Source organism: Psychrobacter sp. ASPA161_9 (genome assembly GCF_051970275.1).
Lineage (GTDB): Bacteria > Pseudomonadota > Gammaproteobacteria > Pseudomonadales > Moraxellaceae > Psychrobacter.
Map to the genome: position 1 here is coordinate 74478 of NZ_JBEFNI010000005.1, position 21013 is coordinate 95490.

Annotated in this window: 17 protein-coding genes; 8 read left to right on the top strand and 9 right to left on the bottom strand. The window is 42.9% G+C overall.

Features of this window, described 5'->3' with window-relative positions:
* Positions 1–58: 58 nt before the first annotated feature.
* The 3 genes from ACTQ9S_RS07390 to ACTQ9S_RS07400 form a co-directional block, all read right to left on the bottom strand.
* The gene (locus tag ACTQ9S_RS07390; RefSeq protein WP_350656660.1) at positions 59–1153 is read right to left on the bottom strand and encodes an iron chelate uptake ABC transporter family permease subunit; all 1095 of its coding nucleotides are present in this window, start codon (positions 1151–1153) and stop codon (positions 59–61) included.
* 119 nt (positions 1154–1272) lie between these two features.
* A complete protein-coding gene (locus ACTQ9S_RS07395; RefSeq protein ID WP_440454570.1) occupies positions 1273–2373 on the bottom strand; it encodes an ABC transporter permease in 1101 nt (366 codons plus the stop codon).
* A gap of 58 nt (positions 2374–2431) precedes the next feature.
* The gene (locus ACTQ9S_RS07400; RefSeq protein ID WP_440454571.1) at positions 2432–3487 is read right to left on the bottom strand and encodes a siderophore ABC transporter substrate-binding protein; all 1056 of its coding nucleotides are present in this window, start codon (positions 3485–3487) and stop codon (positions 2432–2434) included.
* 884 nt (positions 3488–4371) lie between these two features.
* On the opposite strand from ACTQ9S_RS07400, the gene ACTQ9S_RS07405 reads away from it, so the two are divergent.
* The 3 genes from ACTQ9S_RS07405 (at position 4372) to ACTQ9S_RS07415 (ending at position 6612) form a co-directional block, all read left to right on the top strand.
* Positions 4372–5301 (top strand): TonB family protein, encoded by a 930-nt coding sequence (locus ACTQ9S_RS07405; RefSeq protein WP_440454572.1) that lies wholly within the window; start codon positions 4372–4374, stop codon positions 5299–5301.
* A gap of 119 nt (positions 5302–5420) precedes the next feature.
* Complete coding sequence (locus ACTQ9S_RS07410) at positions 5421–6107, top strand: MotA/TolQ/ExbB proton channel family protein (protein WP_440454573.1); 687 nt, start codon at positions 5421–5423, stop codon at positions 6105–6107.
* A 103-nt stretch (positions 6108–6210) separates the two neighbouring features.
* Positions 6211–6612 carry an ExbD/TolR family protein gene (locus ACTQ9S_RS07415; protein ID WP_440454574.1) on the top strand — a complete coding sequence of 134 codons (402 nt, stop codon included), beginning with the start codon at positions 6211–6213 and terminating at the stop codon, positions 6610–6612.
* Between the two features lie 225 nt (positions 6613–6837).
* On the opposite strand, the gene ACTQ9S_RS07420 is transcribed toward ACTQ9S_RS07415, so the two are convergent.
* Entirely contained in the window at positions 6838–7377 is a 540-nt protein-coding gene (locus ACTQ9S_RS07420; RefSeq protein WP_440454575.1) for a DUF2799 domain-containing protein, read from the bottom strand.
* A gap of 357 nt (positions 7378–7734) precedes the next feature.
* Here ACTQ9S_RS07420 and ACTQ9S_RS07425 point away from each other — a divergent pair, with 357 nt between their 5' ends.
* Both ACTQ9S_RS07425 and topA read left to right on the top strand, forming a co-directional pair.
* Positions 7735–8337: a hypothetical protein gene (locus ACTQ9S_RS07425; RefSeq protein WP_068036929.1), complete on the top strand. Its 603-nt coding sequence runs from the start codon at positions 7735–7737 to the stop codon at positions 8335–8337.
* A gap of 271 nt (positions 8338–8608) precedes the next feature.
* On the top strand, positions 8609–11263 hold the full coding sequence (topA, locus tag ACTQ9S_RS07430) for a type I DNA topoisomerase (protein ID WP_068328715.1): 2655 nt from the start codon (positions 8609–8611) through the stop codon (positions 11261–11263).
* A gap of 130 nt (positions 11264–11393) precedes the next feature.
* On the opposite strand, the gene ACTQ9S_RS07435 is transcribed toward topA, so the two are convergent.
* Together ACTQ9S_RS07435 and lon are read right to left on the bottom strand one after the other, a co-directional pair.
* Positions 11394–11951: a superoxide dismutase family protein gene (locus ACTQ9S_RS07435; RefSeq protein WP_068036923.1), complete on the bottom strand. Its 558-nt coding sequence runs from the start codon at positions 11949–11951 to the stop codon at positions 11394–11396.
* Between the two features lie 354 nt (positions 11952–12305).
* The gene (gene lon / locus ACTQ9S_RS07440; protein WP_350656670.1) at positions 12306–14858 is read right to left on the bottom strand and encodes an endopeptidase La; all 2553 of its coding nucleotides are present in this window, start codon (positions 14856–14858) and stop codon (positions 12306–12308) included.
* 311 nt (positions 14859–15169) lie between these two features.
* Here lon and ACTQ9S_RS07445 point away from each other — a divergent pair, with 311 nt between their 5' ends.
* Positions 15170–16531, top strand: coding sequence for a Na+/H+ antiporter family protein (locus ACTQ9S_RS07445; RefSeq protein ID WP_350656671.1), 1362 nt, complete (start codon positions 15170–15172; stop codon positions 16529–16531).
* 10 nt (positions 16532–16541) lie between these two features.
* On the opposite strand, the gene ACTQ9S_RS07450 is transcribed toward ACTQ9S_RS07445, so the two are convergent.
* Positions 16542–16958 (bottom strand): hypothetical protein, encoded by a 417-nt coding sequence (locus ACTQ9S_RS07450; protein ID WP_440454576.1) that lies wholly within the window; start codon positions 16956–16958, stop codon positions 16542–16544.
* 19 nt (positions 16959–16977) lie between these two features.
* Complete coding sequence (locus tag ACTQ9S_RS07455; RefSeq protein ID WP_440454577.1) at positions 16978–17901, bottom strand: 5-formyltetrahydrofolate cyclo-ligase; 924 nt, start codon at positions 17899–17901, stop codon at positions 16978–16980.
* 195 nt (positions 17902–18096) lie between these two features.
* On the opposite strand from ACTQ9S_RS07455, the gene fumC reads away from it, so the two are divergent.
* Together fumC and ACTQ9S_RS07465 are read left to right on the top strand one after the other, a co-directional pair.
* A complete protein-coding gene (gene fumC / locus ACTQ9S_RS07460; protein ID WP_440454578.1) occupies positions 18097–19500 on the top strand; it encodes a class II fumarate hydratase in 1404 nt (467 codons plus the stop codon).
* Between the two features lie 261 nt (positions 19501–19761).
* The gene (locus tag ACTQ9S_RS07465) at positions 19762–20199 is read left to right on the top strand and encodes a hypothetical protein (protein WP_440454579.1); all 438 of its coding nucleotides are present in this window, start codon (positions 19762–19764) and stop codon (positions 20197–20199) included.
* A 327-nt stretch (positions 20200–20526) separates the two neighbouring features.
* Here the strand turns inward: ACTQ9S_RS07465 and ACTQ9S_RS07470 are convergent, their stop codons facing one another.
* Positions 20527–20955 (bottom strand): Hsp20/alpha crystallin family protein, encoded by a 429-nt coding sequence (locus tag ACTQ9S_RS07470; protein WP_440454580.1) that lies wholly within the window; start codon positions 20953–20955, stop codon positions 20527–20529.
* Positions 20956–21013: the final 58 nt, after the last annotated feature.

Below are 21013 nucleotides of genomic sequence, written 5' to 3' on the forward strand. Positions count from 1 at the left end.
TATTTATATATCTTGTCGTTAAAATTTTTTTGATCCGTGCAGTTTTAATGAGCCGTAATCAACGACGCTGAGTCATGAAAATTAGTATTAAAAATACTAAGCCACCAGCTAATTCAATCACCACTGACAGTACACCTGCCATGCCCAATACTTGCTCAAACACTGTCTGACCGAGTACCAAGCAAATCATCGCCACCAAGCTAACCAATATCAGGCGTTCGCTATGATACATATGACGAGCAATGCGATTGGTTAACGCACAGACTAGTAAGCCAAAAAAGGTTACCGGACCGACCAAAGCGGTTGCCGTGGCGACCAATACCGCAATGACCGTTAACAGCCCAAAGGCTAAGCGTTGATAATTAATACCAAGGTTAATCGCTTGCGCCTTACCAAGCATCAATACATCGCATTGATAACGCCAGCGCCAAACAAACACAGCGCTAATGGCACAAATAAAGAGGCTGATACCCAGTAGCTGTGGATTGACTGTATTAAATTGCGCGTAACTGGCAGATTGTACGACGACGAAATCATCAGGATTAATCAGGCGCGCAATCAGCGCCGATAAGCTGCGAAACAACACCCCAAAGATGACGCCCACTAATATCAACCGCGTCAAATCCTGACTGCTTTTTGAGAATAGCACTTGAAACAACAGTAGGGACGCGCCAAACATCAGGACAATTTCAAGGGTAAACTTGGCAATAGGATTGATGCTGGTAAAGCTCATAGCGCCCAAAAAGAACACCAATAAGCTCTGCAGCAAGACATAGAGCGAGTCAAAACCCAATAGCGATGGCGTCAAAATGGGATTGTGCGTTAGGGTTTGAAACAGTAAGGTCGACACGCCAATCGCATAGCCTACCACCATAAGTGCCAGTAGTTTTTTGCCCCGTAACGGCAGGGCAAAATCCCAATAACCGTTGACATTGAGCGTCAAAAACAGCGTCATTGAGATCAATAAGATAATGGCGGCAATTGATTTTGGATGGTTGGCGATAAATGCCCAAAGTTGTGCTAAATGACTCTGTGCAGAAGTGTTTGCATGGTTGTCGTTTTCCAAAGTGCCATTTTCTGGAACACTCTTTGCTGCTGAGCCAGACTTTGTAGAACTGTCATTTATAAGACGATGCTTAGACGGTGAAAACATACGTAAATCCTACTATGCTACCTTTAATAGTAACAACGCCAAGCTTATCTAAGCAGACAACAGGACGAATAGATTAAGAAAAGAGTTAATAACAATTAGGGAGCTGTCTTATTGATATATTATTGCTCAGCAGGCGCGCGTAATAACAGCCATAAAAATAGTACGGTGCCGACCACACCAAAGACAGTAGCGACTGGCACTTCAAAAGGGTAGCGAATAGAGCGCCCGATGATATCGCAGAGCAGTACTGCTGATGCGCCCAAGAGCGCGACTGCGGGCAAGCTACGGCGTAATTTGTCACCCATCAGTCGGCTGACGATATTGGGTACGACCAAGCCAATAAAGGGAATCATACCAACCGTTACCACAACGACAGCGCTCATCATTGCCACCATACCGACGCCAAGCCACGTGACTTGGCGTTTACTAATCCCTAAGTTCAGCGCTATATTATCGCCTAGCCCGACGATGGTCAGTTTATCAGCGATAATATAAGCCAGCACGCACAGTGCGCCCGTCAGCCACAACAGCTCGTAACGACCGGCTAATACAGCAGAGAAGTCACCAAATTGCCAAACGCTGAGCATCTGTAACGATTCCGTTTGATAGGCGATAAAGGTCGTTACTGCCTCGATAATGCCGCCAAAGACAATACCAATCAGCGGAATCATTAAAAAGTCCGTTGGCGGGACGCGGTGAATGAGTAGCATAAACAGCATCATGCCAAACATTGCAGTAATGGTCGCGACACCCATTTTGATAAGCAGCGCACTGGCTGGAAATAGCAAGCTGACGACCAATAATCCCAATGCCGCGCTTTGAGTGGCACCAACCATTGATGGCTCAACAAAGCGGTTTTTAAGCACTACTTGGATAATCATCCCTGCAACCGCCATCGCGATACCAGTCAAAATAATAGCAATGGTGCGCGGTATTCGGCTGACCAATAGCAGTGAGCTGTCTGAGTTAGTGCTATGATTAATAATGCTGTGAAAGATACCTGACCACGAAAAATCCGCCACCCCAATCGACAAACTTAACAACACCAAAAGCCCCATCATAATGAGGCTCCCCGTGTTGATTAACCATGGCGGTATGGCGGTACGTTGATGTTTAGGACTCAGGCCATTGTTAGACACTTTTTGCCAACTTGATGGTGCAGCTGGCAAAGAAGGATTGTCTTTGACACTGGCATGAGCGCGAGATGAAAATAACGACATAACGTCTACTGGCTTATTAATGGGTAATTAAGAAATATGGCTCGTATCGTTATCAGGTCTATTTCGCGCTAGCAAAAGCATCTTTAATGGTAGTCAAATCTTGCATCCATTGATAGTAACCACCGAATGCTAGGTAAGAATCTGGGCTAAGGTAAACCACTTGGTTTTTACTCCAAGCATTGGTTTGCGCGACCAGTGGATTGTCCAATACCGCTTTTGCACCAGCACCATCTTCGCCAATCGCTGCACTGCGATCGACGACGAATAACCAGTCTGGATTGGTCTTTTGTAGATACTCAAAAGATACTGGTTGACCGTGACGCGCATCGGCGATTTGGTCATCGGCCATCGGGATATCTAATACCGTATGAATAAAGCCATAGCGTGACTTATCACCATAAGCGGATAACTTATTGCTATTCACCATCACCACTAAGCCTTTGCCCTTGTCCTTGGTTAATACTTTGGTTTCGTCGATGAGCCCATCGATATTGCCTTGCAGTTTTGCTGCCTGATCACTTTTACCAAACAATGCACCCAAATCATGCAGACGTTGCTTGCTCGACTCATAAATATTTGCCGTATCAATGGTCATATCAAGCGTTGGCGCAATGCTTGAAAGCGCATCGTATTTTTCTGCCATCCGTGAGCCGACCAAAATAGCTTGTGGCTGTATGGCATTTAACGCTTCAAGGTCTGGCTCAAATACCGTACCGACTGATTTTGGCTCAGGCTGAGTTTTTGAGTGCAGATTGTCTAAATGTAGACCACTTGGCATGCCATCGACCGCCACATCCAGCGCTGCCAAATCTTGCATCAAGGTCATATCATAGACTACCAATGGTGATGGATTTATCGCTAGACTTACAGGGCCTTTGACCGTACCCACTTCAATGGTAGCCACTGAAACAGCATCGTTGTTAGCGACATTCGAGGCGGCATCAGCAGTGTTATTCTCCACCTTAGTATCATTTACTTCAGAATCGCTAGAGTCGGGTGACGAACAAGCTGTCAAACCAATGCTGGCAACTAGTACTGTCATCATGGCAGTCAATAGTGGACGTTTAAAAGAAGAGGCAGTAGAACGGCTAGAGCAGAAGGTGTTAGTAGGCATAAATAACTCGGTATATTACGGGTTTGTGCAGTCTTTTAGTAAAGTAACTGCAAATATAGGAAAGTAAAAAGAACTTGTTTAGCGTTGTTGTGCACGCTAATACAGTGCTCGCTGATTTGTCTAATTCAATTTATTATTTTTTATTAACTGGTTTTTGAAGTTTATAGTTTTAGCAGGACGGAAAGGAATAGTAAATTAGAGGTCATGATAAAGTAATTGAGACTCATTATCAATATAAATGATAATGGTTGTTATTAACTATCAAGGATAATTCATAAATATTGCCTTTTAGTGCTATTGTTCGATAGGCATACTTTGTTAGAGAGTTTGTTGGATGAATAGAGTTTCGGGTAGGAAGATTTAGGGTCTGTTGAACATTCAAATATTAGGACTGCTGATCGCTAAAATCGCCCCAAACTAGGCGTAAACCGACGATAATGTCGAGACCTTAGCTAGGCTTGCAACAACGTTTGGGATGGTTTTAGCATCAGCCTTTCAGGGCAGGGCTATTTTTTGCCAATACATGGCGAAATTGTCTAACCTAGAATGACTAGGCGTCAAAAATTTCACTGCGTATTGCCTAAAAAATAGCCACTGCCAGTACCACATTTGAATGTTCAACAGACCCTAACTAGAATAAAGCTTTCCTTTAGTTAAAGAGCCGTACAATAGTGGTTGTAAAAGATTTGACAATGAGAGAAATAATTTAAATTTGTTATTGATAATAGTTATCGTTTGCATTATTATCTACGCCATTGTAATCGTATCAACGCGATTGTACGTCGATTAAATATAAATATTAGGCTGTTATGAGTTCAACGGATTTAGACGCGCCACCACTTAGATCGATAATCATAGCTGTTGTTATAGTTGTGGGACTACACGTGCTTACGGCAGTGGCTTTGGTAGCAATAAAAACGCCTGAACCGAAAGTTGAGCTGTCTAAAGAAAAACCACCTATCGAGATTGAGTTTGTATCATTACCTGCCCAAAATGCCATTGCTGAGGTAGAAGCGAAAGAGCAAGCAGCTAAACAAGAGCCTGAACCTCAGCCAAAAGCACAATCTCAACCAACGGAAAAAACTAAACCTGAACAAGAACCAGTATCCAAAGCTAAACCAGTACCCAAAGCTAAGGTAGATACGCCATCAAAACCAATAGAGCCAGTGGTGAGAGATGAAAAACCTGATACATCACCTATCGTAAAAGTAGAAGAAAAAAAGCCCGATATTATTAAAAAAGAGAATCCTAAAAAAGAAGCTCCGAAAGAAAAACTCCAACAGCCGTTACCAGAGCCTATAATCGATACATCAACTGCTAATGAGCAGCGTAAAATAGTGGCAGCACAAGCGGAAAAAGCAGCTCAAGAAGCTCATGCGAATGCGGTTGCAGAAGCCAAAAGAATAGCAGACGCCAAAGCTGACCGTGATGCACAAGCAGCCGCAGCAAAGGCGGCGAAAGAAGCGGCTGAGGCTGCAGCACGAGTAAGCGCTGAGGCAAAAGCCGCAGCAAATAATACACCAGTGAATTTCACTGCTAGCAATGCAAATTGGGCATCCGCACCGAACTTTAGCTTTCCTGAGCGTGCTTCACGTAGAGCCCTTTCTGGTGATACCTTTAATGTCGTATTGATATTGAGAGTAAATAAACAGGGCGGTATCGATAGTGTGCGAGTTGCTCAATCCTCGGGCAATTCAATAGTAGACAAAGAAGCGCAGCGTCAAGTACGCTCTGGAAAATTCAAACCTTTTACTAAGAATGGTGAACCAGTGGTAGGAAATGTGACATTACCTATTAGTTACGCTGTACCTTAGTTGGTTGATTTTAATCTTACTTGTTCTTAAAAAATATTTATTTATAATTTTCATGATAAGGCGAAGCATAATATGCGTAGCGGCATTATGTGATTGCATAAAAAACTAAGGAATCTGACATGGACTTTACGACCTACTGGCAATATAGCGACATGGTGACCAGAACCTTGTTCTTTCTGCTATTCGCTTTATCTATCATCTCTTGGGTAACGGGTATTATTCGTGTACTACAAAGTCGCAAATTGGCCGACAATGTCGCTGATGAATTGAGTCAGCAGATTGCTGCTAAACAGTCTGATTTAATAGATTCTGATGCAGCCACTCATCGTTTGGTCACTGAGCAGACGTTACTTAAGCATATAGGTCGCTACCGCTTTGCGAGTGAGCGCGGATTGCCTATCCTCGGCACGACTGCCGCAATTGCGCCCTTTATTGGACTGTTTGGGACGGTGTGGGGGATTTTTCATGCGCTGCATAACATCGGCACGAGTGGGCAGGCGGGATTGGGACAAGTAGCAGGGCCGGTTGGTGAAGCGCTTATCATGACAGGGCTTGGTATTGCGGTCGCTATTCCAGCGGTAGTGTTTTACAACCTTGCGGTGCGTATCAATCGCCGTGTAATGTATCACGCCAACGATAGAGCGCATGACTTACTGGCACAATCTACCAAATTAGCCAAACAACAACTGTCAATAGATAATCAATCTACCACTATGCAAACGCAGCTAGTGCAGGGTCATAAAGCAGATATAAATGAAGCTCAGCAAGCAAAGCCTTATCGTAGCTCAGCACCATCACAGCTTTAATGAGTGTTCATTGATAGCGTTGTAAGCAAAAAAGAACGATAGCTAGAGATAATCGACAACGTTTTAAATGTATGGCGAATAATTAAAAATATTGAGAAGAACTATGGCATTTCAACTGGGTGATGATGATAGTCAAAGTATGAGTGAGATGAACCTCATTCCACTCATCGATATCATGCTGGTATTGATGATTATATTTTTATTAACAGCGACGGTGTTAAATCCGACGGTGCCGTTAGACTTGCCAAAGACTAGTGCTGAGCTAAATGAAACACCGCCAGAAGCCATTCAGATCAGTATTGATAAAGACACAGGAATATTTTGGGATAGTGATCCAATCAGTATGGAAGAGCTAGAAACGCGACTGCAACAGCAGAGCGCAGCTGGTAAAGATCCTTCTGTGCAACTGCGTGCTGATAAAGAAGGCAAGTATGATACCGTGGCGCAAGTATTGGCTGCTGCTAGTGAAGCTGGACTCAGCAAGATAGCCTTTGTTAACGAGTAATATTATTGGCTCAATGCCATAACTTTTATAACCGTCTTATAGTAATAAGCTGACTAAAAAAACCAGCAAACTTATCAATAAAAAAATAACCAAGATAACAAGAAGAACAATTAAAATAATAAACTTTTCCTCCAGCCTCGTTTGGGTAACCTTGCGAGGTTTCCTTTATTTTATCGTTTCTTAGTTTTAATAAAACTTAACATCAGCTATTACTAACCACAGCATTTACCAACCATAGCCAAAGGGACGATAGCCATAACCAAAGCGGCCAGGTCCATAGCCAAACGGGTAAGGCGAACGTAGATAGTCGAGATCACGCTGGCGGATATAATAGTAACGTCCTTGAGAGTAGGCTTCTTCTAACTTTTCAATGCCTTCAAGCGGACAGACTGGTTGCCAGTCATAACCTTCACGGCCAAGCTTATAAGCATTGAGCTCGGTACAGTAGCTTTTGAGGCCCTGCTGGCGTCCTTGCTCCCACTGGATACGATTGGGCATTGCACCGCCGACGCTTGCGCATTGATTGGTATATTGACCAAAGTAAGCACCTGAGCGCCCACGGATACCGTCTGCGTAGCCGACTTCTTGCCAATTACTGGTCTGACACTGTTGCGGCGTTAGACTTTGTGTCGTTGCACAGCCTGATAAAGCGATTAGTATGGCGCCTAGCATCGATATAGTGATACTGAATTTACTCGTGAGCTTATTGGCAATTTTGCTCGCTAAAAAAGCAGTAGATGAGTTTAGCTTAGTAAGATAATTCATAATAAACCTGCGCGCGTTTAAAATTATGGTTTATCATAGCATTTTTTCTGCCAGCGACTTTTCATATCTTGTTATTAGATTTAATTATTATCAATTGCTAAGTTACTGATATGGAAGTGTTTGTCTCGGGTTTATCTATATAGAGTAAGCGTTGGTGCTTGAATTTTGAACACAAGGTCGCGATATTAGTCTGCACATGGTATTTTGCAATCGTATCGTTATCAGGCAACATGGTCGCCATTTAGTATATTGCTAATGCAGAATAACGATAGCGTATTCAATTATTAAAAATAATCAACAAGTAATGCTTACACCGTTATTAGGTGTTTGTTAATTAAACGATAAGGCAAGATGGTCATGGGGTTATGGATTGGAATTGTCATTGTACTATTTGTATTAGGGAGTATGATGGCGCTCAAACCCAGCGGTATCGACCAGCGTTTGGACAAGCTACGTATGACTGCGCGTCGTCTGCAGCTCAACCCAAAGCTTGTTACCTGTCCTGACTGGATCAAGGGCAAAGATAATGAATATGGTCGCGGGATGATGGGTCAGTATTGTTTAGTGCTAGAAGATACGCAACTGCCACATGCACGCTATCAAGTGATTGACGGGCAATGGCGACCAGATAGTAGCTTTATCGATATGACTACAGATAGCACTAAGCTTACTATTCCAAGTGCCATTCGTACTAATAACAGCAACACTAATAATGGCAGTGCTATCAAAAAAACCAATTTTAGCTTGGATAAAGTGCCACTGGATTTACCCGTGAGTATTGAGCCGTTTGTGAAAGGTTTATTAACCAAGGCCAATAGCATTATTATTTATTGGGAAGACATCGCTTATGTGCGTCCATCAACCAATCCTGCTTATCAGCAAAAATTGATTGAGGCAGACTTGCTAGCGCTTAAAGAAAATCTTGAAAAATGGTCGCTTGAAATGCAGAAAAAACTTTAGAGCTAGTAAAGTATTTTTTAATCTCCATTAATAGGCAATATGCAAGCACTTTTGGCAGACTCTCAGTCATTTACAGTTGACAGTTTCACTCCTAGCAGTGTAACGTCTTTATAACTATATTTTTGTTTTATCGTTATTGTTTGTTAGATAACCGTTTTTGTTGGCAGCTTTTATTACCACAAATCGCTGAGCTATTATGATTAGCTAACAAAATTGCCATGCTGCTGAATCTAACCTTACTTTTAATCTACTTATTACGGTGTCGTCACATATGGCAAAAACTACAACTAAAAAAAGTCCGGCTTCTGCTTCTGACAAACCGAAAGGCAAGTCATTAGTCATTGTCGAATCACCAGCCAAGGCTAAAACAATTAATAAATACCTTGGCGATGACTTTATCGTACGCTCAAGTATTGGTCATGTCCGTGATTTGCCGGTAGGTGCAAGTAAAAGCGCTAAGAAAGCGACAAGCACTAAAAAAGATGAAACTCTGAGCAAAGAAGAAAAAGCACAGCAAGCGCTGGTACGGCGTATGGGCGTAGACCCAGAGCACGACTGGGCTGCAGTCTACGAAGTACTGCCAAACAAGACCAAAGTTATCAAAGAGCTAAAGGCTTTAGCGAAAGACGCTGACAAAATCTATCTCGCAACGGATATGGATAGAGAAGGGGAGGCAATCGCTTGGCATCTCAAAGAAGTCATCGGTGGTGCAGATAGCAAGTATGAGCGCGTGGTCTTTAACGAGATTACCAAATCTGCCATTCAAAATGCCTTTAAGCAGCCGTCAAAACTCGATATCGATCGCGTCAATGCACAACAAGCGCGGCGCTTTTTGGATCGGGTCGTTGGTTTTATGGTATCGCCATTACTGTGGCAAAAGGTTGCTCGCGGTCTGTCTGCAGGTCGTGTACAGTCGGTTGCCATGCGCTTAGTGGTCGAACGTGAGCATGAGATTCGCGCTTTTATTCCAGAAGAATATTGGCAGATTCATGCTGATACGCACATTGCCACTAGCAAAAAAGACGCTGAAGAGATTGGTATTCGCCTAGAAGCAACCAAGCAAGGCGGCAAAACGCTAAAGCTTGTCAATAAAGAGCAGACTGATAAAGTATTAGAAGTGCTTAATTCAAGCGACTTTATCGTTAAAGAGCGCGAAGAGAAGCCCACGCAATCGCGTCCAAGTGCGCCGTTTATCACCTCGACATTGCAGCAAGCGGCAAGTACACGTTTAGGGTTCTCTGTCAAAAAGACTATGATTTTGGCACAGCGCTTATACGAAGCTGGTCATATCACTTATATGCGTACCGACTCGACTTTCTTATCTGGTGATGCGCTCGCTGCTGTGCGTGGCTATATTGAAGATAGCTATGGCGCAAAGTATGTGCCAGAAAAGCCAAACTTCTACGGTAATAAGCAAGGCGCACAGGAAGCGCATGAGGCCATTCGTCCTTCTAACGTCAATATGAAGTCCACTCAGCTGAAAGGCGTTGAGCGTGATGCAATACGTCTATACGAGCTAATTTGGCGTCAGTTTGTCGCCTGTCAGATGCTGCCAGCAAAATATCTGTCTGTAAATCTATTTGTTGGTGCAGATGACGTTGAGCTAAAAGCTCGTGGTCGTACCATGGTTTTTGATGGCTATACTAAAGTGATGCCACCAGCCAAGACTGACGATACCTTGTTACCTGATGTCAAAAAAGGCGATAAGCTTATCCTTGATAAGCTTGATCCAAGTCAGCATTTTACCAAGCCAGCTCCACGCTTTACTGAAGCAAGCTTAGTTAAAGAGCTTGAGAAAAAAGGTATCGGTCGTCCATCGACTTATGCATCAATCATCTCAACTATTCAAGATCGTGGTTATGTAAAGCTTGAGAATAAGCGTTTATTTGCCGAAAAAATGGGTGATATCGTAACTGATAGACTGACAGCCAGCTTCCCAGACTTGATGGATTATACTTTTACCGCTGCCCTAGAAGACAAACTCGATCACGTTGCAGAAGGTGAACAAGATTGGAAAGATGTACTCGATAATTTCTACGGTGATTTTAAGCTTAAGCTTGAACATGCCAAAGATAAAGACGGCATGCGTCCTAATGATCCGACCGATGTGCCGGACGTACACTGTGATATTTGTGATCGTCCAATGCAACTTCGTACCGGCTCAACAGGTGTATTCTTAGGTTGTACTGGCTATAACTTGCCACCTAAAGAGCGCTGTAAAGGCACGAAGAACTTAATGCCAGTCGAAGCTTTTGCCAACCTTGACGACGCTGAAGGTGACGACGACGCTGCTGAAGTCAAAGATTTGATGGAGAAGAAGCGTTGCCCGAAATGCGGTACAGCCATGAACGGTTATATCGTCGATGGTGGTCTCAAACTACACATCTGCGGTAACAACCCTGATTGTGATGGTTATATCCTAGAAGAAGGTAAGTTTGAAGTGCCGGGCTCAGATGCACCAACCATTGACTGTAATAAGTGTGATGGGCAAATGGAGCTAAAGACCGGACGTTTTGGCCCTTACTTTGCTTGTCAAAAATGTGACAACACTCGTAAAGTGTTAAAAACTGGCGAAGCAGCACCGCCGCGTATGGATCCTATTCATCTGCCGGAGCTAAAATCGACCAAGCATGAGGATTATTTTATTCTGCGTGAAGGGGCGGCTGGGATGTTCTTAGCGGCGTCTAAGTTCCCGAAAGTACGCGAAACACGTGCGCCAAAGCTTGCTGAGCTACGCGAAATCAAAGATAAAATGGAAGATAAGTTCCAATATCTGTTTGAAGGGCCGGATGAAGATCCTGATGGTAATCCAACTATCCTACGCTGGTCACGTAAGAAAAAAGAGCAATATATTGGCTCTGAGAAAAACGGTAAAGCCACGCGTTGGGGTGTGTACTGGCGCAAAGGCGAATGGGTAGAGGAGTAACCTTCTTTTACCGATTTACCTTTAAGCGATATATCTAACTCTTGACATCGTATCGTTTTAAACCATAAAAAACCTCTTAGCATTCTAAGAGGTTTTTTTATGCTGGTAATAATATTTAACCTAAACGTTATTAGTTCTTTTCAATGATACCGCAAGCGATACGGTCACCGGCATTACCTGCTGGTTGGCTAGTATAGTCATCAACACCGCCATGGACGATAAAGGCTAAACGGTTGACGCTGTATTTGCCTGTTTGAGCTGCAGAAATTTGCTTATTTACATAGTTAATAGTAGCAACACCATCAGCATTGGCGGTTAGATTAGGTAGATCACCTGCATGGCCTTTCATGTCATCTGGGTTAGAGTGTGGAAAGTTATCAGGGTTGAAGTGACCACCTGCTGCTTTACCCATATCAGCACAACTACCAGTCTCATGAATATGTAGCGACACAGTTTTGCCCGGTGTCATATTCATAAGCTTACCATAAACTTGTACGCCACCATCAACAGGACGTAAGAATACTTGACCGACTTCTTTGTTATTACTATCAACCGTTTTAATCGTTGATTTTAGAGCAGGTTGGCTAAATGGATTCCCCGTTTTTAGCTGATCTTGTACCGTTTGGCAACCAGTCATTGCTAACGCTGAACCACATAATAAAACACTTGCAAGCATCGTCTTTTTCATTGGTTTCTCCATTTTATTTAGTTATCTAACTATTGTAATTATGATTAAGTCTACAATTTATGTAGACCTTCTCTGTGCTACTTAGAGACATCACAGTTAGTATAGACAAACACTCGTCATAGTTATTCACCATAAGCGCAACAATCAGTTAATAAATGTAAATAGCGTATGGGTTTGAAAAGTAGATATATTAAGTAGTAAAAATTCAGACTATAGGTTGCAATCATTGGTGTAATGTATAAACACAATGAGTAAAAGGGAAACTTGAATAGGTTTTCAAAAATATTGAACATAAAAAAAGACCGTAATATCAATTACGGTCTTTTTGCATCTATTAACTATTAATAATTTAGATTAATTGTGCAGCGCTTTGCTTGAGGTTTTATCAACCGTCACTTTAGCTGGTTTAAGTGGCGTTGGCATACTGACCAAAGCAACTTTTAATATCTCATCAATCGTTGCCACTGGCTGAATGGTTAAGCCTTCTTTGACGTTATCAGGGATATCGGCCAAGTCGCGCTCATTACTTGCTGGAATCAACACATGCTTGATGCCACCACGATGCGCGGCTAGTAGCTTCTCTTTGAGGCCACCAATACGCAAGATTTTACCGCGCAGCGTAATCTCACCTGTCATCGCAATATCTGGACGAATAGCGATGCCAGTCAAGGCAGATACTAGGGCTGTTGTCAGTGCACCACCTGCAGATGGACCATCTTTTGGTGTTGCACCCTCTGGCATATGCACATGAATATCAGTCGTTTTGACCGTTTCGTAGTCAATACCTAAGCTATCACCACGAGCACGTACCACACTCATCGCTGCGCGAATAGACTCTTTCATCACGTCACCCAATGAGCCAGTGAAGCTAAGCTCACCTTTACCTTTCATGGCGACTGCTTCGATAGTGAGTAACTCACCACCGACTTGTGTCCATGCAAGACCAGTGATACGACCAATCTCAGGCTCTTCTTCAGCTAGACCATAGTCATACTGATGGACGCCTAAGTAGTCATCGATATTTTTGTCATCGACCACGACCAGCTCACGCTCGTCTTTTTTCGGAGCACGTGCGCCATGACTTTCAACTGAACCGCGCACGACTTTACGGCAGATTTTATTAACTTCACGCTCAAGGTTCCGCACACCTGCTTCACGCGTATAGCTACGTACGATGCTGTGCAATGCCGCTTCTACGATTTCAATCTCGCCTTCTTTAAGACCATTTTGCTTGATGGCTTTTGGTACGAGATATTTTTTCGCGATATTGACCTTTTCTTCTTCGGTATAACCCGGTAGACGGATGACTTCCATCCGGTCAAGAAGGGCAGGCGGGATATCCATGCTGTTAGCCGTACAGATGAACATCACTTGTGATAAGTCTAAGTCCATATCTAAATAATGGTCGTTGAACTTGTCATTCTGCGACGGATCTAATACTTCTAATAGCGCTGATGCTGGATCGCCACGGAAGTCTTGCGCCATTTTATCGACTTCATCTAGCAAGAATAGTGGGTTTTTAACCTCTACTTTGGCTAAAGACTGGACGATCTTACCCGGCATCGCACCGATATAAGTACGGCGATGACCACGGATTTCGGCTTCATCACGGACGCCACCAAGTGCCATACGGACGAACTTACGACCGGTTGCACGTGCAATCGACTCACCCAATGAGGTTTTACCAACACCAGGAGGACCGACGAGACAAAGAATCGGACCACGAAGTTTTTTCACTCGCGATTGGACTGCGAGGTATTCTAAGATGCGATCTTTAACATCTTGCAAGCCATAGTGGTCTTCATCGAGAGTGGTCTTAGCTTTCTCTAAATTGATAGAAACTTTAGTCGTCGCATTCCACGGCGTATCCAAAATCCACTCAATATAGTTACGTACGACTGATGATTCACTCGATGCAGGTGGCATCATTTTAAGCTTTTTAAACTCTTGCTCTGCTTTTTTGCGCACATCATCTGGCAAATCAGCATCTTCTAAGCGTTTTTCAAGCTCAGCGACATCGTCGTCACCATCAAACGCACCGTCATTCATATCAGACAGCTCATTTTTGATGGCTTTCATTTTTTCATTTAAGAAATACTCGCGCTGATTATCTTCCATCTGTTGACGGACGGCATCTTGAATATCTTGTTCAATATTCTGCTCGGCACTTTGCTTGACCAAATATTCAGTCAAGGTGTTGATGTGGGTTTTGATATCGTCATTCTCTAAAAACGATTGCTTGATATCAAGATCCATCGAGACTCGAGTTGAGATGAAATATACCAACTCAAGCAAGTCATCAATGCGTTTCGCCACACGAGTGAGCTCACGGGCATTACGTAGACGTGCATCAGCATAGCTTTCAAACAAGCTGGTTAAAGCTTGAATGGTGTTTTTCTGCTGACTGTCATCCATTTGCATGTCGAGGTCAGCACGCTCAAAGCTTGCCATCAAGACGTTATCATGGTCCTGAATCGTATCGACACGCGCACGATATTGACCTTCGATAAGGACTTTGATGCAATCCTCATCGCTATCATGTGGCATGGTGCTGACGATGCGGCAAACCGTACCATATTGGTACAAGTTGTCATGATCGATGTCCTCGGTCAGCGAGTCTTTTTGTGCAACGACCAATACTTTATTACCATATTCGGCTTGTGCAAGCTCAACCGCTTGTACGGATGGCGCACGACCGACGAATAGGGCGATTTGCATATGCGGATAGACCACCACGTCTCTGAGCGCCAGTAGCGGCAGATAGTTGTCTGAATGATCATCCTTCTTGGCATCTTTTATAGATGCAGACGAGTTTTCAAGATCGTTATTGTCTTGTTCAACATTATCTTGCGCATGGTTGTCTTGAGCAAGATCGTCTTTTTCGATGTTATGTTCGTTATTACTCATATAATCTTTCCTCGTTCACCAGACTTGTAAAGTCAAGTTCGTGGTTCATGTTTAGATAAATGGTGTCCCCATAAAAAATTGCAAGGCCTTACTACTCAACAGGGTAAAGAATAATACTTGATTATTTTTAATCCGGCTAATATCTGCTCCGTTCTGAGCGTAGGTTTTATAGGAAAAATAAGGTAAACTGACGCGCGTCTGAAACCGTGCTTTTTGGATCAAAGCATTTTAGACATCAGGGCAGTATTCATAGGTTTTAAGATATTAATAGGTCTTAATTAGGCCAGAGCATCAAGCAAAAGGGGCAACACATGACCATCAACGCGGTACTACTGGCAGTCGTTATTATGCTAGGACTGTCACTTTCGCGAGTGCACGTGGTGCTCAGTTTATTAATTGGTGCACTGGCGGGCGGGCTGATAGCGGGTCTCGGTATCACCGATACCTTAGAGGCCTTTCAAGAAGGTATTCGCAATGGGGCCCAAATCGCCCTGTCTTACGCGCTACTTGGTGCTTTTGCGGTGGCGATTGCGCACTCAGGGTTGCCGCAATCATTGGCAGGGGCGGTGATCAAGCGTATTGATGCGGGTGGTACTGGTGGCATGATTAAGTATATGCTGTTTGCAGGCTTAATCACCATGAGTTGCTTTAGTCAAAACTTAATCCCCATTCATATCGCATTTATTCCACTGCTTGTGCCGCCATTGTTGCTCGCCTTTAACCGCATGCAGATTGATAGACGCTTAATCGCTTGCCTTTTGACCTTTGGTTTGGTCACTACCTATATGTTTATCCCATATGGCTTTGGTGATATTTATCTCAATCAAATCATGCTAAAAAACGTTGGTGAAGCAGGCATTGATATCGCCAATATTTCTGTGGTTAAGGCCATGGCGATTCCGGCGCTCGGTATGTTGGTTGGTTTACTGACAGCGGTATTTATCAGCTATCGTAAGCCGCGCCAATATAAGCAAGTAGCGATAGATAAAGAAGCTCATGATGCAGTTGTTGAAGGTGATTCTTTAAGCAAAACCGCAGCTGGTGCGCAGTCTCAAAGTAAGCTAAAAACGCTTGTCGCCCTAGCTGCAATTGTCACCGCCTTTGTCGTACAGCTTTATACGGATTCGCTGTTGCTAGGCTCGATGTTTGGCTTTGCCGTCTTTATGGCAACGGGCGTAGTCAAGTGGCGTGAAGCTGATACCGTATTTAACGACGGTATCAAATTGATGGCGATGATTGGCTTTATTATGATTACCGCGCAGGGTTTTGCAGAAGTCATGAAAGCGACGGGTGAAATTGCACCGCTCATCGATGGCGCGACCAACTTGTTTGCAGGTAATAAAGCCATTGCTGCTTTGGTCATGCTTGGAATTGGTTTAGTAGTAACGATGGGTATCGGCTCGTCATTCTCGACTATTCCGATTATTGCCGCGATTTATGTGCCGCTATGTATATCTTTAGGATTTTCGCCATTGGCAACCGTTGCTATTATCGGTACGGCTGGCGCGCTGGGTGATGCGGGTTCTCCTGCGTCAGATTCAACATTAGGGCCAACCTCTGGTCTAAATATCGACGGTCAACATGACCATATCAAGGACAGCGTGGTGCCGACCTTCTTACATTACAACATTCCGTTGTTGGTATTTGGTTGGATTGCGGCGATGGTGTTGTAGGTTATAAAACTCACGCTCTACCAAAAAATCGCCTTAAAACAAATAAACAGACTTGCCAAAAACACAGCAATAAAAATAGTAGAGAGGACAGAAACGTCCAAAAAATCATCCCACCTAATGACGGCGGTGCATGCATCGCCATCATACCGAAATAAAGTAAAAACAAGACGCTAGTTATCAGCATAACGAACAACTTCCAGCGACTATCCATATATACATCCATAGTCACCAGTAAGCTTAAGTGAAACAGCATTGCCATTACTAATATAACGACTAACTCTATAGGGTAAGAATACGGCTCAGGGACATCAAGAACATGTAGTGCATAAGGGTTCGGTTCAAAACCTAAAGCAATAATAATACCGACAAACAGGACCCACAAGATAGCAAAAACTACCCTTAGTGGTTTTGCGCGAAAGTAGCTCATTGTTGTCTTTGCAAATCTTTTATGGGTCTTTATTGTCATCTTCAAAATTCCCAATCTCACCACTTAAACTATCCAAAAAAGCATCACTGTCAGCCAGCAACTTATTTAAGCGTTTCTCATTAATCACCCTTGCCAACTCATCAGAGTTAAAGGATTGTTCTTGACTGTAGTACAGCATTTCCCTAGCGTCATCATTTCCTAATGTCTGTAAATACGTATCAACCGTATCAGCGCTAGATGTTTTTTCCCCAACGCTATCATTAGCTTTTGCATTATTACTAAACCACCTTATACCGCTTGGCGTTATCAAGCCATCTAATGGCACATCCCATGGTTGACGTTCGAGATGTTCTACCACCTGAAAATTATAGCACCAGCCAATTTTCAACGGTTTCTTTAACCCTGCCTGATAGCTTCTTCCAAGCGTCGTATCATAAAAGCCACCACCCATGCCCATACGATTACCGCTTTTATCAACCGCTACTAACGGACAGATAATTACATCTAATTCTCGCGCCCAAAGTAGTCGACGATGATGGTTTTGTTTCATACCTAAGCTGTGAATACGTGTCGGTATGTTTAACAGTTTCGATTGATAAATAGGCACGAAACGTAAGTGTTTATCAACATTTCCCTTATTATCACGACCGAACGAACCAACCACTGGTAAATAAGGTAAATAGCCTAAGCGTTGACACCAATCCAATAGTGGCTGAGTGGGTAGCTCGCCAAAGCCATCGTAATATAAGCCAATACGCGCATGCGGAGGTAAGTGCTTTTGCAACTTAACTAAATGCAAACTTGCCATGCGCGCGTATTGTCTGCGTTCGCCTGCACTTAACTGGCGACGCTGGCGGGTAAATTGCCGTCTAGGAGGATTGCTAACTTTAGATTCATTAGAGTTAGAGTCATAAGACTTAGAGTTCTTTAGCTCAGGATGCATAGATATACTATCTTATAATGTATTAAGTTGATGATGGCTGGTGCTTTTAGGCGGTATCAATACCTATTTGTGAATATTCAACACGGCCTAGTCATGCTATCATAACGCCACTTTACATCGTATTTTCCTTTATGTGCAGCGTGTGTTGCACTTTTTTCGAAGCAGCTATACAACAAACCATCAAAGAGGGTAGTTATGTCGACACAGAATCAGGCAACTCGTACCGAAAAAGATACCATGGGCAACGTGGAAGTCCCAGCTGACGCTTATTGGGGTGCGCAAACTCAGCGTAGCCGTGAGAACTTTAAAATCGGTGGCGAGACGTTGCCACGTCCGATGATTGAAGCAATGGCTTTAGTCAAAAAAGCTGCTGCTATTACCAATGCTAGCCTTGAGCGTATCGAAGGCGATAAGCGCGATTTAATCGTACAAGCTGCTGATGAAGTTATCAACGGTGGTTTAACGGATCAGTTTCCATTAGTGGTATGGCAGACGGGTTCTGGTACGCAGTCCAACATGAACATGAACGAAGTACTAGCCAATCGTGCCAACGAAATTGCTGGTAATGAGCGTGGCAGCTACGCGCCGATTCACCCAAATGACCATGTCAACCATGCACAGTCTACCAACGACAGCTTCCCAACAGCGATTCGTGTTGCTGCTGCTCGTCAGATTAACAGCCTGTTGATTCCAGCGGTTAAAGCACTACGCGATACGCTAGCTGCAAAAGCTAAAGAATTCGATAGCATTGTTAAAATCGGTCGTACGCATTTACAAGACGCCACGCCTTTGACCCTAGGTCAAGAGTTTAGCGGCTATGTGAGCCAGCTTGACCATTCGTTGACTCGTATCGACAACGCGCTACAAGGTTTATATGAATTGCCATTGGGCGGTACTGCGGTTGGTACTGGCTTGAACGCCCATCCTGATTATGCAGTAAAATCAGCTGAACAGTTATCAACATTGACTGGTCTGCCGTTTGTCACCTCACCGAATAAATTTGAAGCGCTAGCCGCTCGTGATGCCGAAGTATTTGCTTCAGGCGCATTAAAAACCTTAGCTGGTAGCTTAAATAAAATCGCTAACGACGTACGTTGGTTAGCATCAGGTCCTCGCTGTGGTCTAGGCGAATTGACGATTCCTGAAAATGAGCCAGGCTCATCTATCATGCCGGGTAAAGTAAACCCAACCCAATCAGAAGCAATGACCATGGTTGTCGCTCAAGTGATGGGTAACGACGTCACTATCAGCATGGCAGGCGCGTCAGGTAACTTTGAGCTAAACGTCTATAAGCCAGTGATTGCCTTTAACTTATTGCAATCTATCCAACTATTGGGTGATGCGTGCAATAGCTTCAACGATAATTGTGCCGTCGGCATTGAGCCTGTCAAAGACAAAATCGATGACTTCTTGCATAACTCATTAATGCTAGTCACCGCATTGAATCGTCATGTTGGTTATGAAAACGCCGCGAAAATCGCCAAGACTGCTTATAAAGACAACAAAACTTTGAAGCAAGTGGCGGTTGAGTTGGAGCTGTTAACTGAAGCGCAGTTTGATGAGTGGGTTACGCCAGCTGATATGGTACATCCTTCTTAATTTAGATTTTAGTAGTTGTAAATACGAAAAGACCTTGCCACTTAATGTGGCGAGGTCTTTTTTTGGTTTTTAAGAGTTACTGTTACTTGTAGCGTGGATACAATTGCAAAGTTTTTAGCTGTAAGAACAATAAGAAATTAATAACTCGCTATTTAAAGACAAAATTCACGTTTTTTTCGCAAATTATGATTGGCCTTTTAGGTATATTTAAAATGAGCAAATAGGGTAGGTGCTATTTTAAACATATATTAAGGATAACCAATGAGGTTTAAAAATGCTAACTCAACACCACAATTATTAATAAAAATAGCTCCATATTTATGGCTCATATCTTTATGTTTACCCGCTCTACATTATGATAATGAAATATACTTTGGCTATGAAGCTCTAGTTTTAGGTATTACATTTGGCTGGCTTGGTTTAATATTTCAAGCTTATAGCAACATTACATTCTTGTTTTCTATTTATATGATTAATCGTCAAAAAAATCCAATTAAGTTAGCAGCTTTTACTTTTATACTCGGGTTCTCATCTTTATTTATCACACAAATTGTGGCAACAGGTGATAAAGGAGTTTATGACTCTGATATTGAGTTAAAGCTATGGGGCGCTGGAATCTGGATTTGCTCATATCTAGCATTACTACTAGGCACGGTTTGGAACTACATTATTGATCGGGGTATAATTGAAAAAAGTTAATAACATAATATCTATAATATAAGCTAAATATAGGGTGTCACCTCGCGCATCATTATTAAAAGCTATCTCTACAATTGGTGCGTGGAACGCACCCTACAAGCTCTAGAAATATATTAGATCAATTTCATTGGCGATAGTATAATCTATCAATTTGATAAGAGGTAAATCGGTTTGCTATGTCTAGTATCTAATCTCTGCTAAGGTTTAATGAAACTATCCAATTTACTTCTTTAGCCTATAATAGTTCCGCAAAATAAAAAATGGCGTATGAATCGCTCATACGCCTTTAACAACTTACTCAAGTTTTCACTAAAGCTTGACTAAAATTTATTTAATCTCAAGCTTTTTACGATCTGAGCCGGTCTCTTTTGGCAGTACCAACTGCAATACGCCATTTTCATATGACGCTTCTGCCTCATCGACTTTTACCTTATCTGGCAACCGGAAGCTACGTGAGACCGAGCCAAAGTAACGCTCACTGCGTAGTACGTTATTGCCTTCTTTTTGCTCGTCTTTTTGTTCGATTTCTGCGCTAATAGAGACAATATCTCCAGTAATGGATAAATCAATGTCTTCTTTAGCGACGCCAGGAATCTCAGCATTGACATAAAACTTATTGTCTTTTTCGTTGACATCAATCTTGATTTGGTTGGCGCTAGGCAGTGCATCACCATGCAGTGGACGCATCAAAAAGCTCGGTGCCATATCATCAAAGAAGTTGTCAAAGATAGAGTTGCGTGTAATTAACTGACTCATAATAGTCTCCTTATGTTTGATTGTTTATTGTATATATTACCTACTATATATATGAAGC